Below are 17,379 nucleotides of genomic sequence, written 5' to 3'. Positions count from 1 at the left end.
ACTTTAACCTCGCATCACAAACTTGGCAATGAAAAAGCCGTCACTATTATAACTATCAGGTAAAATTTTAAGCATCCCATTTGGAGCTTCAAGATTACCTGCTTTAAAAGACTGTAACCGATATTTAGAATGCTGCTCTAAAAATTTCTCGACTACTTCTTCATCTTCTTCAGTAGCAATCGTACAAGTTGAATAAACCAATTCACCACTTTCATTTAATAGCTTAGACACGTGGTCAAGAATATTCAACTGAATTTGCTGTAATTGTTTTAAATCAGCTGGATGTTTATTATACCTAATTTCCGGTTTTCGTCTTAACAAGCCTAAGCCGGAACATGGCGCATCAACTAAAATTTTATCAAATTGTTGTTGGTCAAAAGATTCATCTGCTTTACGAGCATCCATTGCCATCGTTTTTACGCGATCAATTACATTCATTCGTGTCGCGTTTTGACGAACTAAGCGAAGCTTATTTTCATGAATATCCAAGGCGATTACTTGACCAGTAGGTATTTTTTCAGCTATTTGAACGGTTTTACCACCCGGTGCACTACATGCATCAAGAACATTCTCATCACCAATAAAGTCAAATGCACTTACAGCCAAACTAGCAGCTTCATCTTGAACTGTCAATTCGCCTTTCTTGAACAAAGTAGAATTTACGATACCACCTCGACTAAGAACAAAGACATCATCAGATAATTGTGATCTTTGTGGTGCAAAATCAAGTTCTGTTAATTCAGAAAATACCTCATCAGGATTAGCTAAACTAGAAACGCGCACTGTATTCTTCGCGGTTTCATTAATGCTGGCTAAAATACTGCCAGCGCGCTTTTCACCCCAGTGACTAATCAGATATTCTACTAACCATTTAGGCGTGCTCTCTTTTACACTTAAATAATGGACTAAATTATTTTTTTCAGGTAAAACAGTCCCTCTGCGAATTAACGAACGCAAGATACCGTTAACGATTTTGTATCCAGTCGAATTTTTTTTGCCAAATTTCTTTGCTAGCAAATTCGCCTCGTTTAAAACGGCACGATCAGGAACTTTATCCATAAAAATGAGCTGATAACCCGACATTAGAAGTAACGGCTTCAGATACTCTTCCTTAAGTTTAGTTTTAATTAAATCCTGTAATTGATATTCCAAAAAGATTTTATATTGAACCGTACCATAAACTAGTCTTGTGGCAAAATTACGATCAGCTTGTGATAGATTCGTTGATCGCAAATTATTATTTAAACTGATATTGGAGTACGAACCATCACACAAAATACGAATTAAAGTTTCTAATGCAACTGCTCGCGCACTTTTATTTAGCAATTTGATCTCCTACTTTAAATTTACCACCTTGTCCGTTTAAAAAGCTTTTGACATCCATTCTCTTCTTGCCCGCTGGCTGAATCTCTTTAAGTTCCAAAACTGTTTTCTGAGCCATACTAATCGCAAAGCAATTATTGTTTGCAACCAAGGAGCCCACCGGTAAATCAGTTGTGGTAGAACTAACAGCAGCCTGCCAGACTTTTAGTCGTTTACCATCAACAAGTATGTAAGCACCTGGATCGGGATTAAGACCACGAATCAGGTTATTAGCCTGCGTTGCGGTCATAGTGAGTTTGATTTCTTCCTGGGCTTTACTAATATTAGGTGAAAAAACCACTTTACTTGCATCTTGTGGCGTTTTTTTAGACGGATCAGCAATTATCTGCGGCAAGGTTTGCAGTAATAAATCACGACCAACAATTGACAACTTAGCAAAAATACTGCCTGTTGTGTCATTATCCGCAATTTTGATGGCTTCTTGGGCATAAATGTCACCAGCATCCATCTCTTTTACCATTTCCATGATAGTTATTCCGGTTTCGGTATCACCGTTTATTAATGAGTACTGAATTGGTGCTCCACCACGGTATTTTGGTAAAAGCGACCCGTGTACATTAACAGCCGCAATTTTAACCGAATTTAAAAACTTGGTAGGCAAAAATTGACCGTAAGCAGCAGTAACAATCAAATCAGCGTGCATTTGAATTAGTTCTTCAACTTCAGGTGAGCGGGAAAGTTTTACTGGTTGGAAAATTGGTAGTCCCAAACTTTCAGCGGCAACTTTTACTGGCGTCTTAGTCAGTGTTTGCTTGCGACCAACCTTTTTATCAGGTTGAGTAACAACGCCCTTAATTTCATAGTCATTTGCAACTAGTCCCTTTAAGATTGGAACTGAAAATTCAGGTGTCCCCATAAAAATTACTGATGTCATTTATAAATTTCCCCTTTACATTATGCGTTCAGGTTCATTATCGATATAGATATTTAAACCATATTTTTTAACTTTTTGTGCAGAATCTTGAATTTGGTGCAACAAATTGTTCAAATTGTCCTCTTTTTTATATTTTACCAGTATTTGATAGTAATATTGGTTTTTTAGACGAGAAATTGCACTTGGCGTTGGACCTAAAATGATTGTTTCCGAATGCAGATGACTCTGAAGTTGCTTTTTTATCCTAAAGGCTTCGCGCGCAGCATTTTGTTCATTTTTAGATGCGACTGAAATCAAAACCGTGTAAAAATATGGGGGATAGTTTCCAGCATGCCTAACCCGCATTTCATACGCATAAAAATGCTCATAATCCTGTTTTTTAGCTAGTTTAATAGCATAGTGATCTGGATTAAAAGTTTGAATAATGACTTCGCCCGTTTTTTCAGCACGTCCAGCACGTCCAGCAACTTGTGTGAGCAATTCAAAAGTGCGCTCAGAAGCATTATAATCTGGGACCCATAATCCTGTGTCCGCATTTACCACGCCTACTAAGGTAACATTTGGAAAATCAAGACCTTTTGCGATCATTTGCGTTCCCAGCAATATATCTGCTTCATGATTACCAAACGCATCCAAGATTTTTTTATAAGCACCCTTGCGTCTTGTAGTATCCACATCCATTCGCAATACTTTGGCTTCGGGCAGAAGTTCATTCAATTCTTCCAGCACCTTTTGCGTACCTGTTCCAAGAAACCGAATTCTGCTGCTTTTACAATTAGGGCACTCACGCGGAATTGAAGTCGAGTAGCCACAATAATGACACTGCATTTGGTGCGTATCTTTATGCATCGTTAACGAGAGGTCACAGTTGGGACATTTCATAACATAACCACATTCGCGGCAGAGCATAAAATTAGCAAAACCGCGGCGATTAAGCATTAAAATTATTTGCTCATGCCTAGCTAATCTATCCTCAATTGCTTTCACTAATTGGACAGACAAATCTAGCTGATTTCCAGCAAAATCAGCTTGCTTAAGATCTACTAAATGAACTTCAGGCAGTTTTTTATTATTTGCCCGCTGCGGTAATAATAATAACTGATAAACACCCTTTTGTGCTCGCGCACGACTCGAAAGAGAAGGCGTTGCACTGCCTAACACTAATGGACAGGAATTATACTTGCTACGCCAAATTGCAACATCACGGGCATGATAGCGCGGATTATCCTCTTGCTTATAAGAAGATTCATGTTCTTCATCAATTACAATTAACCCGATATTCGTTAATGGTGCAAAAACGGCACTGCGTGCGCCAACAACTACGCGAACTTCTCCGCGGCGAATTCGGCGCCACTCATCGTACAATTCACCTTCTGATAACCCACTATGCAAGACGGCAATTTGATCTCCAAATCGATCTTTAACTTGTTCAACCATTTGGGGAGTTAATGAAATTTCCGGTACCAGCATCAAGGCATTTTTACCGAGAGCAAGGGTTTTACTAATCGCATTAAGATAGACTTCGGTTTTCCCACTGCCAGTAATTCCTTCCAACAAAAAGGTTTGTGCTTTTTTGTTTTCAATGGCAGGGGTGATTTGAGCTAAAGCAGCTGTTTGTTTATCATTTAATACAACTTGATGATGGTTTTTAGTAGGTGTTGCAAAACCAGCTAGGGGATCACGGTATATTTCTGCCTGATCTTTACGTAACCATCCTTTGTTCACAGCACTAGTAAGAGTCGCCGTGTTAATTTCAGCCTGTTTTTCTATCAAAGTTTGTTTCAACGGAAACTCATCATAATGCTGAATCACAAACGTAAGCAACTGTTTTTGTTTAACCGCGTTACTTCTGAGTTCTTCATAAAAAGCAAGATAATCTTTTTGCGCTAACGGCAATGAATAAACGTTTTCCGTTTTTACTTTTGCACGATTTTCAACGATGTATTCAACCTTGGCCTCATCATTGCGAAGAAGTTTACGGATATACGCAATTTCACGATTATCAGTAACTTTAGTTAAATCAATCGGATCACCTTGAAAAAAGGGTAACGCCTTTGCTTGATCAGAAATCGGTGTTAATACTTTACGGTAATTAGCCCGCATCACTCGCGGAAGCATGGTTTTTAAAATTGAAATGCGATAAGAAAATACTCGCTTTGCCAGTGCCTTGGATAAGTCCACTAGTTCATTTGTTAATGGCGGCATTTCATCCACTACTAAAAGCAAATCTTTCAGCTGACCTTGATATTGACTTTTTTCACTTAAACCTACAACAAAGCCCTGCAACTTGCGTGAACCGAACGGAACAAAAACGCGAGAACCAATTTCGACTTCATCTAGTTCATCTGGAACATGATATTCAAAAATGCGGTCTGTTTGCTTTGCCGCAATATCTACAATTATTTGCGCAATCATTAAATCACCTTTAGTAAAAATGACCTCCATCTCATTGGGATGGAGGTCATATAATTTAACCGATTACTGATTAACCTCACGATGACTTGAATCGACGGTAACTTTGCCGGCTTCAATCTCTTCAAGGGCTTTACCAACTGGCTTTTGTGATTTGTATTCTTTTAATGCCTCTGGCTCGCCAGCCTCTAACTCATGTGCTCGCTTGGCAGCAAGTACAGATAAAGAATAGCGTGAATCAACTTGTGCCAATAATTTATCAATTGATGGGTATGTAACTCTCATTTTTAATCCTCCCTGACCATCTTACGATAGGTATCAATTACTCTTTTAACGCTAACGTGTTCTGCATCAACAATTGCCTTGATATGATCAACGGCGTTAGCAACAGTATCATTTACAACTGCATAATCATAATCTTGCATAACTAAGATTTCATTACGTGCCTGCTTAATTCGACCCATAATGACATCTTCAGATTCTGTTCCACGATTTTCTAAACGCAAGTGTAAAGTGTGCAAATCAGGTGGTGTCAAGAAGATAAAAACACCATCCGGCATTTTTTCCCGCACCTTTTGAGCACCATTAACGTCAATTTCCAGTAAGACGTCCTTACCTTCATTCAACATCTTTTGAACAGGATCAAGCGGTGTACCGTAAAAATGATTTACGTAATTATTATATTCTAAAAGCTTCCCCTGGTTAATAGCTTCCTGAAATTGCTCTTCACTAACAAAATAATAATCTCGACCATCAACTTCACCTGGTCGCGGCTTCCTCGTAGTCATCGAAACCGAATATTCGAAAGGAAAAACCTTATTTTCTACAATTGCACTTTTAACGGTACCTTTTCCAACTCCTGAAGGACCCGAAAGGACAAGTAACAAACCTTTTTCTGCCATGCCATACTCCCCTATAAAAAGCTAATATGTCTAGTTTGCACTAAATGCGCAAGTTTTTCAAGTTCGATCATTATTGTTGTATTATACTTTGAGCACAAGTTTACACTCTTAAACAAAAAACTTTAAATAAAAAGCTTGTTTTTCGAAACAAATGTTCTTATAATATAAATAGTCAAACAGATGTTCGAAATTTACTGAGGGTTGATTTGATGAAAAACTCACTTAAGAAAATCTATCATTACTTATTTGATTATGACGACGACAGACTGAGTATCTATAATCAGTTTCACAGTGAAATATTATCTTCTTTACAATATGCCTTATTGCATCGCGCCTACGCTTTAATCAGCTATCAAGATGGCAGTAGCGAAATTGGCCAGATTACTAAACAGGTTTCGGCCGGCAGGTTCGTTTTAAGATCGGCTGACTGTAAATTACTGAAAGTAATCGACTTGGACAATATTTTCAGAATTGATTTGGATTAAGGTTTGTTAATTTAACTATAAAATATTATGCACTAAAAAAGCTCAAGAACTTAATGGAGTTCTTGAGCTTTTCGTTGTTTTACTTTCTTAATTTAAATAGAAAGTTTCACTTTTAATTTGAAAACCTGCGTTTTGGTAGGCATGAATTGCCGCTTGATTGTCCGGTTCCACATCAAGAACAAACTTTTTCATGCCTTTTTCTTGTCTTATTGCCATCATTTTTTTAATAAAAAACGTGGCATAGCCGTGACCGCAAAAGTCCTTAGCAACAAACAGGCCAAAGAAATAATCAGATGAGCCAGGATCAATAGCGCAGTAGCCAACAATCTTGCTATGATCAGTTAATACAAAATTGATTTTTTCTTTATCTTTAAAGCCTTCAGTAACATATTTCGTTGACGATTCAATGCTTTCAGCAAATGCTTCGCTATATAAGTCAACAACCGTTTTGATATCACTTTTGGTCATTTCACGAACTGCCAAAACTTGATTGAGCATATCTTCTTTATCGATTGACTTTGGATTGGTAGTTTCCATGTGGTAATCATGATCATCAATTTTTAAGTTCGTATTCTTTAAAAAATCCGGATTGTTATCAATAAATGGTTTTTCAGAAACAAAACAATAATCAAAATAACCATATTTATTCATGATTTTTTCTGCCCGCTTTATCATTTCCCTTGCAATACCTTGCCGGCGATATCTAGGACAGACTTCCACGTGCACTTCAACTTCGTCAGTGGGCTTTTCATCAGCATATAACATTGTCAATCCAACCATCTTGCCATTATCAAGCGCATAGACAAATGTTGGCATGTCGGAAAAATAATTATATTGGTTACTTAAATAAATTTCATTATATGTGCTGTCTTCTGCACGTACACTGTCGGTTAGCTTTTGGGCAAGTAAAATTTCGGCTTCATTAAGAGTTACCTTTTCAAAGTATTTCATTTTTTCTTTTTAAAACTCCTCATTAGGTCTTTCGCATTTTGCTTCGCCGCTTGGGTAACATCGCTTCCAGCCATCATTTCCGCAATTGCAGTTACAGTTTCTTCTTGTGTCAGTGGCCCAATTTGCGTATAAGTTGCGCCATCCTTAACTTGTTTAGCTACCAGATATTTTTGGTCACTGGCGGCCGCTACTTGCGGGGAGTGCGTAATCGCAATCACTTGCTTGTGTTCACCAATTGAATGCAATTTTTCACCAATAGCAGCCGAAACCCGACCAGAAACACCCGTATCAATTTCGTCAAATATCATTGTGCCTACAGGTTCTACACGGCTAAAAATAGCTTTAAGTGCTAAGATCAAACGTGATTGTTCACCACCAGAAACTATTTTAACTAACGGTAACAAATCTTCTCCGGGATTAGGTGCAATTAAAAAGACAACTTCATCCGTTCCCTTTTTAGTAAAAGTCTTGGTTGGTGAAATAGCAATTGCAAACCGCGCTTTAGCCATGTACAGGTCTGCTAATTCCTGCTTTATCTTTTCTTCAAGTGAACGGGCCACCTTTTCACGAGCTTGGTGCAATTTATCAGCTCTTTCGGTCAATTTTTGCTCTATTGCAGTAACACTTTTTTGCAGCTTTTCTTCGTCTAAACCGCCCGTTTGATATTGACCTAATTCTTTTTTGACTTTTTCATAAAAAGCAAAAACATCTTGTAAACTCGGTCCGTATTTTTTCTTCAATGAATTAAGTAAGTCCAACCGATTGGTTACGTACTGGAATCTTTCTTCATCAAAGTCCATTTCATCCAAGACATTTGAAAGCTCACTGCGAGCATCACTCAATGCATAAACACCATCGTCAATCGTCTTAGCAATGTCTTTAAATTTACTGCCATACGTAGTCAAATCATTAGCTGCTTGTTGCGCGTTGCCAACTAAGGCTTCAATCCCATGTTCTTCATCATCATAAAGCTGCATCAAATAATTAGCAGTATCGACAATTTTTTGATAATTGTTAAGCTCGTTATATTCTTCTTCCAGCTGTTCGTCTTCGTTAGGATCAGTCAAATTTGCTGAAGATAACTCCTCATTTTGAAAGGTTAAGATATCCTGCTTTTGGGCTAGTTCTTGTGCATCACTTTTTAAGTGGTTTAACCGGTCCGTTAATTTTTGCCAAGTTGCAAACTCATCTTGATACTGCTTTAGCTGGTCTTTAAATTCATCCGAAGCATAATTATCGACTAAATCAATTTGACGATCCTGGTCCATTAAAATTTGTTGATCATTTTGACCATGAATATCAACAAGGTAGTTACCAAGCTCACGTAACACGTTAATGGTCGTCAACTGTCCGTTAATTCGAACAACATTTCTGCCCTTAACTGCTAACTCGCGACTAATAACCAGTTGACCATCTGAATCAGGTAAACCGTATTTTTCACATAAATTGGTTATTTTTTGAGAGTCTTCCCCAATTTCAAAAAGACCGGTTACTACAGCCTTTTTTTCACCGCTTCGAACCATTTCTTTTTGCCCACGGCCACCCATTAGCAATGAAACAGCGTCAATAATAATTGATTTACCTGCACCAGTTTCACCAATTAAAACCGTCATGTGTTCTTGAAAACGAACTTTTAACGCTTTAATAATAGCAAAATTCTTAATATCCAGCTCAACTAACATTGTCTTCTCCTACAATTCAGAAATTGCCCGTCTAACAACGTCTACAGGTGTTTGCGTCCACAAACACTTGCCACCATTTGCCTCGTTTTTTTGCAAATGAATCAGAAATTCGATATTTCCCTTACCGCCTTTGATGGGGGAATAATCAACATCTAAAACATTAAAACCAATCTCACGTGCTTTTGCCACTGTGTGTTCAATAACAGCACAGTGCACAGCATGATCATGGACAATGCCATGCTTACCAACGTTTTCGGGACCCGCTTCAAATTGCGGCTTAATCAAGCAAACAGCATCGCAGCCATTTTTTAGAATCTGATACATTGGGGGCATGATTAAATCCAGCGAGATAAAGGATACATCAGTCATCGCAAAGTCAGGCAACCCAAGAGTAAAATCTTCTGGTTTACTATAACGGAAATTTTGCTTTTCCATTACAACCACACGTTGATCATCCCGTAATTGCCAGGCAAGCTGATTATAACCAACATCAAGTGCATACACTAGTTTGGCATGATTTTTTAACGCCACATCGGTAAAGCCACCAGTTGAAGCGCCAATATCCAAACATATTTTATCAGTTAGATCAATCTTAAAAGATTTTAGTGCTTTTTCGAGCTTAAAACCACCACGGGATACGTATTTTTTACCAGAATCTTTAAGGTAAAATTTTTCATCGATAGGAAAACTAGTCCCACTCTTATCAATTCTTTGGTGATTATGATCTGAAACTAGGCCAGCCATGATTGCACGCTGTGCCTGATTTCGTGAATGAAAAAGTCCCTGCTTGGTCAGTAAAATATCTGCTCTCTCTTTTGTCATTTAAAGCACCTTTTGGTATAAATCAAGAAAGCCAGCTAAAATTAGGCCATTTAATCCAACCAATGTTGACTTAGCATGAATGGTTAAACGTAATAATTCTTGGCGGCTTTTTTCAACTCCTAAAACTGTCAAAGTGTTATTTTTGCCACTTTCTTGATCTTTATGAGTCTTTTTGCCTGCTTCTTGACTTGTTTCAGTAATATCTACCAGGTCATCATAAATTTGATATGAGCGACCAAAATCTTTTGCAAAGGCCAGTAATTTGGCTTTGCTTTGCTCATCAGCTTCAGCGTAGACAGCTCCCATTTCAACACAAGCTTCGATTAAGCATCCGGTCTTAAGCCATTCCATCCGATCAATCAGTTTTTCATTATCAGCAACAGCTTGGTTATTAGTTGAGTCAATATCCAAATATTGGCCACCAACCATGCCATTAGCGCCAATTGCAGCGGTAATAATTTTAACTAATGCAATTGAATTACTTCCTTCAGCAATCCATTGAATGCCCAAAGGTAGCAGTGCATCCCCAGCTAAGATAGCTTCAGCTTCCCCCCATTTGCGGTGACTAGTAAGCATACCACGACGATAATTGTCATTATCCATGGCTGGAAGATCATCATGAATTAATGAGTATGTATGAATTAATTCAATTCCGCAACTGATCTGTATCTCCTTTGGCCCAATTTCTTTACCTAAGGAATTAATTGTTGCCAGAAAAAGCAGTGGCCGTAATCTCTTTCCACCAGCCATTACCGAATAAGACATAATTTGACTAATTTGCTTATCATCAATATCTTCTTTTAAATGGGTAGCTAAATACTCATCGATGACACTTGTCCATTTGTTCTTAAATTCTGTAAAGTTCATTTTTATTATTCTTCCGGTGCTGCAGCATTATTAGGGTCAAGTTTATGCTCTGTGCCATCACTATCAATTAACTTAGCGACAGTTTCTTCAGCCTCAGTCAAGCGCTTATTTAAATCACGACTTAACTTAACGCCAGCTTGAAATTCATCAAGAGCGTCTTCCAAAGGAACATTACCATTTTCAAGGTTATTGACAATTTTTTGTAATTGCGTCAGTTCTTCTTCAAAATTATTTTTCTTGGTTGTCATTGTCATTTCTCCTAGTTGTTTTTACAATTGCTTTTGCTTGGCCATCTTTAAAATGAAGATTCACTTCATCTTTTACATTGACTTGTTCAATTGAACCCACAGTTTTTGCTGCAGTGTCAGTTACATATACATAACCACGCTCAAGTGTTTTAAGTGGGCTGTAATCATCAAGTTGTTGCCCTAGTTGAGCAAGCTGATGCCGTTTTTCGCGTAACAAGTTGCGCATATTAGCATTTAATTTTTGATAGTAAAAATTCTCTTGCTGTAATATCTGCTCAATTCTTTTAGCCGGATTTTGCGCAAATAATTTTTGGGTACTTAATTGATAGCTTTGCCTATTTCTCTCAAGCAGATGTGTCATATTACGTTGAAGTCGATCACGTAAAAGATCCAAAGTTTGTGCTTGCTCATCGTACAATCTAGCCGGTTCGCGCATAATAACAGAATGATTGATCCGATTCAAAGCATCGCGCCGAACACGAATAACATTTTGCATACTAGAAAGCATACTACTTTGCAATTGATGAATATTGGCTAATTCATCGGTTAAATTAGGTGTTGCATATTCTGCAGCTGCAGTTGGAGTGGCAGCACGTGCATCAGCTACTAGATCACAGAGAGTTGTATCGGTTTCGTGACCAACTGAAGAAATAACCGGCATTTTCATGTCGTAAACTTGCCTAACGACGGCTTCTTCGTTAAAAGGCCATAGATCCTCTAAGGAACCACCACCCCGACCAATTATCATGACATCATATTTATCACCATAATTAGCGATTTGCTTCATTGCGCTTACTAAGGAATCTGCTGCTCGGTCACCCTGTACCTGTGCAGGAAACAGATCCACTTGTGCATGTGGAAAGCGGCGATTAGCAGTTACTAAGATATCATGAATAACTGCACCAGAGGCACTAGTAACAACAGCAATATGATCAGGAAAACGTGGGAGCGGTCGTTTATGCTCTTGAGCAAATAAACCTTCCTGGGCTAATTTCTTTTGCAATTGCTGTAACTGCTCATACAAAGCCCCTAGTCCAGCTGGTTCCATTGCTTCAGCATAGAACTGATATGTCCCTTGAGGGCCATAAACATTGACATACCCAGTGATATAAACTTTCATTCCCTCTTCAGGCTTAAACTTCACCTTATCAAAATAAGAACGAAACATAACAACATTGATTTTTGATTTTTCATCTTTTAAAGAAAAATACTGGTGTGAATTTCGTCTGTAACGAAAGTTCGAAAGTTCACCTTGAAGAAAAACCTTGTGCAAATACGGATCATTTTTAAACTTTTGCGTAATGTAATAATTTAAATCCGTAACGGTAAGATATTTGCTATCTTCCATTTTTCCTCCTTGTCAATGCGACTACCTGTTCCATTAATGATTCAACGGTCAATGGTCCGATTCCACCTGGGACCGGTGTAATGTATTTGGCTTTTGGTAAAACCCCTGCAAAATCAACATCACCAATTGTTTTTCCATTTTGCCGGTTGATGCCAACATCGATTACGACGGCATCATCTTTTACCATATCTGCTGTAATCAGACCTGCTTGACCAGCGGCAGAAACTAAAATATCAGCTTTTCTGGTGTATTCATCAAGATGTTTCGTTTTCGTATGTAAAATTGAAACTGTGGCATCACGCTCAAGCATTAATGCAGCAAGTGGCTTACCAACAATACTACTGCGGCCAATAATTACAACATTTTGTCCACGAAGATCAATCTGGTAGTAATCAAGTAAAGCCAAAATTCCGTGAGCAGTTGCCGGTTCAACAAAATGATCTCCCCGCCATAAACGGCCGACATTACTTGGTGTGAGACAATCAACATCTTTACTTGGACTGATGTGCTCTAATGCTTCATTAAGATTAATTTGATCTGGAACGGGTAACTGAATCATGATTCCGCAAACTTTTGCATCTTGATTTAAGCGATCAATTAAAGTTAATAAGTTATTCTGGGTTTCATTTTGTGCAAGTTGATACACTTGTTGCTCAATTCCAACTTCAGCAGCTCTTTTTTTCTTGGTTTTCAAGTAAAGCTGACTACTGGGATCATCACCAATATTAATTACACAAAAAAGAGGATTTAGCCCGCGTTTTTTTAAATCCTTTACTTTTTCTTTAAGTTTACCAGCACGTTTTTGCGCCAGCAACTTTCCATCCAGCAATTGTCCCACTACAAATTCCTTTTCTAAAAAAATAGCCGGCCTCTAGCCGACTATTAGTTATTTTTTGATAAAGTTTGCCAAAATACCGTTAATAAATGGCTTTGTTTTAGGATCGGCAAATTCATCACATAAGTTTAAAGCTTCATTTACTGCCGCTTTAGGCTCTATTTCATCACTGTACTTAATCTCGTATAAACTAACTTCCAAAATTGCAAGTGAAATTTGGTTAATTCGGTCAATTCGCCAATTTTTCTTTAAGTAAGCAGCAAGTTGGCCTTTTAATTCATCCCGCTTTTCAATTACGCCTTCAATAATAGTTTTTGAATAAGCAGAAAGTTCTTTCAGATCAAGCATCGCAACAGTTTTAGCTTCAACTTCGGCAGGAGTATATTTAGGCTCTTGATTAGCTAAATATACTGCTTGCATTGCAACTCTACGACTCTTGTGTTGATTCATTTTTACCCTTTTCATCAATGTCAGAGAACAGTTGAGAAGTTCCACCATCATCCTGTTCTTCTTCCGGAAATACCAAGCCGATAACATGAACGTTAATTTCTTTAAGGGTTAAATCAGTCATTTGAAGAACCTGACTCTTTAACGACTTTTGAAGCTCCTTGGCAATTTTAGGTACGTTACAACCAGCTTCAAAGCTAACGTAAACATCAGCAATCAAATCGCCCTCATCATTGACTCTGATTTCGATCCCACGGCGACGATCTTCACGACCTAAAACCCAGTTAATCCCAGATCTAACGTTACCATGCATTTCGGCAACACCGTCAACTTTTTCGGCAGCAATGCCCATGATAACTTCGAGAACACTAGGATCAATTTCGATTTCTTCACCGTTATTTTTATCATTTAAGACAATTTTTGAACTATCTGCCATTTTGTTTTACCTCAAAAAAACTACTTATTTGTTTGCACGAGATACGTAACTACCATCGACTGTATTGATAACTAAAACGTCACCTTCATTAATAAAGAATGGGACATTTACAACAAGGCCAGTTTCCATTGTAGCGGGCTTACCACCACCAGAAGAGGTGTCGCCTTTAATGTTCGGCTCAGTCTTTGCAACCGTCAATTCAACGGTGTTTGGCAATTGGATTCCTAAAGTTTTGCCTTCATGCATAATGACACTGACATCCATATTTTCTTTCAAATATTTTGCTTCGTCAGTAATTTGATCATTCGGAATAGCCAACTGATCATAAGTTGTCGTATCCATGAAAACATAGCTTGAACCATCATTGTACAGGTATTGCATTCCCTTAGTTTCAATTTCTGCAGTTTCAACTTTTGCAGTTGACCGGAATGTATATTCCTGAACAGCACCGGTATTCAAACTCTTAAGCTTTGAACGAACGAAAGCACTACCCTTACCAGGTTTAACATGTTGAAATTCAACAATCCGCCATAAGTCGTTATTATACTTAATGGTTAGGCCATTCTTAAATTCGTTAACTGAAATCATTGTCATATTAAGTACCTCATCTCCATAATAATATCTTACCAATTCATGAATGATTTTACTATCAATAATATTTAACTTTATAAAGAAATTAATTCATCTTTGGGCAAAGTTGATAATGTTTCTGGTGTTTGGTCATGAACAAGGATGTCATCCTCAATGCGAACGCCACCTTTATTAGGTAAATAAATTCCTGGTTCTACGGTGTGAACCATATTATTAACTAATTTTTGCTTTCCAAATGGTAGCGCAGGCTGACAGAGTTCGTGTATTTCTAAGCCAATGCCATGACCGATTCCGTGACCAAAATATTGACCATATCCTTGCTCATTAATGTAATCTCTTGCTGCTTGATCAACATCTTTGCCGTAATTACCAGCTACCGCAGCTGCTATACCACGTCGTTGAGCTTCATGAACAATTTCATAAATTCGATACATTTCATGGTCAACCTTACCTACTGCAACTGTTCTAGTGATGTCAGCCGCATAGCCGTGGTAAAACGCACCAAAATCAATTACGACCATGTCACCGTCTTCAATCATTTTATCACTGGCAACACCATGGGCCCAAGCAGAGCGGACACCAGACGCAATAATCGTATCAAAGCTGGGACCATCGCCACCATTGATTTTAAACAGATAATCAAGCTTAGCTCCAATATTGCGTTCAACTGCACCAGGTTTGATTAAAGGCAGTATACCGTTAAAACTGTCCATCGATACGTCAATTGCATGACGTAAAGCGTCAAGTTCAAGGTCATCTTTAACATTGCGAACTCGTTCTACCAGTTCTTCGCAAGTCGCAAACTCAATTTGCGGATTCAATTCTTGAAGATGCGCAAATTCAATTGCTGAAACAAATTCGCCTTCAATTAAGACCTTATTTAAATTTAGAGCTTTTAGCTGGTTGCTAATTTCTTCATCCTGATTAGCTTTTTTCATAATGACTTTTAATTCGCCAGGAGCTTCGAACTTAATCTGATCAGCAAAGCGTGAATCAGATAATAAGATTCGGTCGCCTTGAGCGGTTAAAATCAATTGTGCTTCTTCACCCGTAAAATTCGTCAAATAACGGTAATTAGCCTGATTGAAAATCAAGATTGCATCAGCATTTTGCTCTTTTACTAATTTTGTCACTTCATCAATACGTCTATTTAACAGAGTTAATAATTCGTCTTGCTCAGTCATTGCTAGTACTCCTTACCTAAATACTTGAACTAATTTTACCGCGAAAGCCTGATAGATAACTAGCTAATTAAATTAAATATTATCAATTTAAAAACAGAAAAAAGACGAGAAGCACATGCTTTTCGTCTTCTTATTAAGAACTAAATTACTTAGCTTCTTCTTCAACTGGGATAACAGAAACTTGTTTTCTGTATTTATCCTTACGTTCAAATTTAACTACACCATTTACTAATGCAAATAATGTATCGTCTCCACCTTGACCAACGTTCTTGCCTGGGTGAATCTTAGTACCACGTTGACGATAAATAATCGTTCCAGCATGGATAGTTTGACCATCAGCAGCTTTAGCGCCTAAACGACGACCAGCTGAGTCACGACCGTTAGCAGTAGAACCTCCACCCTTGTGGTGGGCAAATAATTTAAGATTTAAAATATTCATTATCTCTTTCACCTCTAGCTTAATTCAATCTTTTCAACTGTAACCTTAGTATAAGGTTGACGGTGACCATATTTTGAATGTGAGTGCTTCTTAGGCTTGTACTTGAAAGTTACAACTTTCTTTTCCTTACCTTGTTTCTCAACTTTAGCAACTACTTTGGCACCCTTAACAAGTGGAGCACCAACTTTAACGTCGCTACCATCAGAAGTTAAAATTACTTGATCAAAAGTAACTTCCTTACCTTCTTCAACGTCAAGCTTTTCTACAAAAACACTATCGCCTTCAGCAACTTTATATTGCTTACCACCGGTTTTAATAATTGCGTACATTTACTGCCCTCCAAAAAAATACTTAGACTCGCCAATTGAGGTGCTTTCTTTTAGTAAAAGACTTCTTACCTCAAAATGTGCGGTTGCAGATGTGAAGGTCTCCACACATACAACTATTTCATATTACTACTCTAAGAGCAATTTAGCAATATAAATCAATCTTATTTCGCTAATTTAGATTAGATTTGCCACTTACCACCATGAACTTTAGCAATATTTTCAGTGACGATAAATGCTTCATTGTCGATTTCGCGTGCTTTAGCTACTAACTGCCCATATTCATTAGTATCAACGACTATTACTAATTGCTGTTTATCCTTGTCAGTATAACCTCCGACAACATTAAAAACCGTTAAGCCATCATAATCTTCCTGCAACATGTCACGAATTTCATCTAATTTACTATTACTCATAATGCGAACCTGGTATTTTTTATCAAAACCAGTTTCAGTATAGCGCATTGTAATGGTAGTAATAACTTGTGAAAAAGCTGCCAGCAAGAATGCTTCTGTACCATCAACAAAAAGATTCAAAACAATAATGGTCATATCAATTGCCATCAATGACATGGCCGGATCAATATAGAAATATTTCTTAATAATCAATGGTGGAATTGTCGTTCCTCCTGAAGAGGCATTAATGCGGTATAACATTGAAACGCCAATTCCCATTAAAACACCACCGTAAATGACAGCTAGCATATTATTCGAAGTCAACTTAAAACTTGGCGTAATTGCCATTAGTATTGGCAAAAGCATGCTGCCCAGAGCTACTTTTTTTAAAGTTTCTTTACCAAGGAAAATGACTGCTAGAACCAGCATAAGCAAGTTTACAATAAAGACGGTTAAAGAGCGGTTAATTCCCCACACTGCATCTACTAAAATTGAAATACCGGTAGAACCTCCAGCCGCAACATTAATTGGAGCATAAAAGAAGTTGATTGCAATCGTAATTATTTCTAACCCAGCTAAAAAGAACAGCCAGTATTGCCACGTATGTTTATGTTTTATGTTTCCCATCTCATCTTCCTTTCATAAAATATAGTTTTTAATTATACAAAAAAAGATCTATTTAGCCAAGAAATATGCTAAAAACGACGTTTTTTGGCACTTGATTTAAACAGATCTTTATTATTATAATTTTT

20 protein-coding genes and 1 other annotated feature are annotated in these 17,379 nt (G+C 37.6%); of the genes, 1 reads left to right on the top strand and 19 read right to left on the bottom strand.

The window, feature by feature from the left end; translation table 11 throughout:
* Positions 1-3: 3 nt before the first annotated feature.
* From rsmB to gmk, 5 genes are all read right to left on the bottom strand, one after another.
* Positions 4-1,326: a 16S rRNA (cytosine(967)-C(5))-methyltransferase RsmB gene (gene rsmB / locus J3U54_RS05940; protein ID WP_267385438.1), complete on the bottom strand. Its 1,323-nt coding sequence runs from the start codon at positions 1,324-1,326 to the stop codon at positions 4-6.
* Positions 1,316-2,257 carry a methionyl-tRNA formyltransferase gene (gene fmt, locus J3U54_RS05935; RefSeq protein WP_267385437.1) on the bottom strand — a complete coding sequence of 314 codons (942 nt, stop codon included), beginning with the start codon at positions 2,255-2,257 and terminating at the stop codon, positions 1,316-1,318. The genes rsmB and fmt overlap by 11 nt, the downstream gene beginning before the upstream one ends.
* Positions 2,258-2,272: 15 nt before the next feature.
* Positions 2,273-4,672 (bottom strand): primosomal protein N', encoded by a 2,400-nt coding sequence (gene priA, locus J3U54_RS05930; protein ID WP_267385436.1) that lies wholly within the window; start codon positions 4,670-4,672, stop codon positions 2,273-2,275.
* A 63-nt stretch (positions 4,673-4,735) separates the two neighbouring features.
* Positions 4,736-4,954, bottom strand: coding sequence for a DNA-directed RNA polymerase subunit omega (gene rpoZ / locus J3U54_RS05925; RefSeq protein WP_103751808.1), 219 nt, complete (start codon positions 4,952-4,954; stop codon positions 4,736-4,738).
* Between the two features lie 2 nt (positions 4,955-4,956).
* On the bottom strand, positions 4,957-5,571 hold the full coding sequence (gene gmk, locus J3U54_RS05920) for a guanylate kinase (protein WP_103751809.1): 615 nt from the start codon (positions 5,569-5,571) through the stop codon (positions 4,957-4,959).
* 209 nt (positions 5,572-5,780) lie between these two features.
* Between gmk and J3U54_RS05915 the strand changes: the two genes are divergently transcribed.
* A complete protein-coding gene (locus J3U54_RS05915; protein ID WP_103751810.1) occupies positions 5,781-6,056 on the top strand; it encodes a hypothetical protein in 276 nt (91 codons plus the stop codon).
* Positions 6,057-6,143: 87 nt separating this feature from the next.
* Here the strand turns inward: J3U54_RS05915 and J3U54_RS05910 are convergent, their stop codons facing one another.
* From J3U54_RS05910 to J3U54_RS05845, 14 genes are all read right to left on the bottom strand, one after another.
* Positions 6,144-7,007, bottom strand: a complete 864-nt coding sequence (locus J3U54_RS05910; RefSeq protein ID WP_103751811.1) for a GNAT family N-acetyltransferase — start codon at positions 7,005-7,007, stop codon at positions 6,144-6,146.
* A complete protein-coding gene (gene recN, locus J3U54_RS05905) occupies positions 7,004-8,689 on the bottom strand; it encodes a DNA repair protein RecN (protein WP_267385435.1) in 1,686 nt (561 codons plus the stop codon). Before recN ends, J3U54_RS05910 begins: the two co-directional genes overlap by 4 nt.
* A gap of 9 nt (positions 8,690-8,698) precedes the next feature.
* A complete protein-coding gene (locus J3U54_RS05900; RefSeq protein WP_267385434.1) occupies positions 8,699-9,511 on the bottom strand; it encodes a TlyA family RNA methyltransferase in 813 nt (270 codons plus the stop codon).
* A complete protein-coding gene (locus J3U54_RS05895; protein WP_267385433.1) occupies positions 9,512-10,378 on the bottom strand; it encodes a polyprenyl synthetase family protein in 867 nt (288 codons plus the stop codon).
* Positions 10,379-10,383: 5 nt separating this feature from the next.
* Complete coding sequence (locus J3U54_RS05890) at positions 10,384-10,626, bottom strand: exodeoxyribonuclease VII small subunit (protein WP_103751815.1); 243 nt, start codon at positions 10,624-10,626, stop codon at positions 10,384-10,386.
* Complete coding sequence (gene xseA, locus J3U54_RS05885; protein WP_220219833.1) at positions 10,607-11,974, bottom strand: exodeoxyribonuclease VII large subunit; 1,368 nt, start codon at positions 11,972-11,974, stop codon at positions 10,607-10,609. Before xseA ends, J3U54_RS05890 begins: the two co-directional genes overlap by 20 nt.
* Positions 11,964-12,812 carry a tetrahydrofolate dehydrogenase/cyclohydrolase catalytic domain-containing protein gene (locus J3U54_RS05880; RefSeq protein WP_267385432.1) on the bottom strand — a complete coding sequence of 283 codons (849 nt, stop codon included), beginning with the start codon at positions 12,810-12,812 and terminating at the stop codon, positions 11,964-11,966. The genes xseA and J3U54_RS05880 overlap by 11 nt, the downstream gene beginning before the upstream one ends.
* 48 nt (positions 12,813-12,860) lie before the next feature.
* Entirely contained in the window at positions 12,861-13,259 is a 399-nt protein-coding gene (gene nusB / locus J3U54_RS05875) for a transcription antitermination factor NusB (RefSeq protein ID WP_103751818.1), read from the bottom strand.
* Positions 13,237-13,692 (bottom strand): Asp23/Gls24 family envelope stress response protein, encoded by a 456-nt coding sequence (locus tag J3U54_RS05870; protein ID WP_103751819.1) that lies wholly within the window; start codon positions 13,690-13,692, stop codon positions 13,237-13,239. The genes nusB and J3U54_RS05870 overlap by 23 nt, the downstream gene beginning before the upstream one ends.
* Before the next feature lie 24 nt (positions 13,693-13,716).
* Positions 13,717-14,286 (bottom strand): elongation factor P, encoded by a 570-nt coding sequence (gene efp / locus J3U54_RS05865; RefSeq protein WP_103751820.1) that lies wholly within the window; start codon positions 14,284-14,286, stop codon positions 13,717-13,719.
* A 71-nt stretch (positions 14,287-14,357) separates the two neighbouring features.
* Positions 14,358-15,467 carry a M24 family metallopeptidase gene (locus J3U54_RS05860; RefSeq protein ID WP_220219836.1) on the bottom strand — a complete coding sequence of 370 codons (1,110 nt, stop codon included), beginning with the start codon at positions 15,465-15,467 and terminating at the stop codon, positions 14,358-14,360.
* Between the two features lie 145 nt (positions 15,468-15,612).
* Positions 15,613-15,906, bottom strand: coding sequence for a 50S ribosomal protein L27 (rpmA, locus tag J3U54_RS05855; RefSeq protein WP_046307181.1), 294 nt, complete (start codon positions 15,904-15,906; stop codon positions 15,613-15,615).
* Between the two features lie 14 nt (positions 15,907-15,920).
* Positions 15,921-16,235: a 50S ribosomal protein L21 gene (rplU, locus tag J3U54_RS05850; protein ID WP_103751822.1), complete on the bottom strand. Its 315-nt coding sequence runs from the start codon at positions 16,233-16,235 to the stop codon at positions 15,921-15,923.
* 14 nt (positions 16,236-16,249) lie between these two features.
* Positions 16,250-16,330 (bottom strand) — a sequence feature (ribosomal protein L21 leader region).
* Positions 16,331-16,414: 84 nt separating this feature from the next.
* The gene (locus J3U54_RS05845) at positions 16,415-17,254 is read right to left on the bottom strand and encodes a YitT family protein (protein ID WP_103751823.1); all 840 of its coding nucleotides are present in this window, start codon (positions 17,252-17,254) and stop codon (positions 16,415-16,417) included.
* Positions 17,255-17,379 lie beyond the last annotated feature (125 nt).

Origin of the sequence: Lactobacillus sp. B4007 (assembly GCF_026535895.1) — a bacterium.
GTDB classification, from domain to species: Bacteria; Bacillota; Bacilli; order Lactobacillales; family Lactobacillaceae; genus Lactobacillus; species Lactobacillus panisapium.
This window is presented reverse-complemented; position numbering and strand designations above follow the sequence as displayed.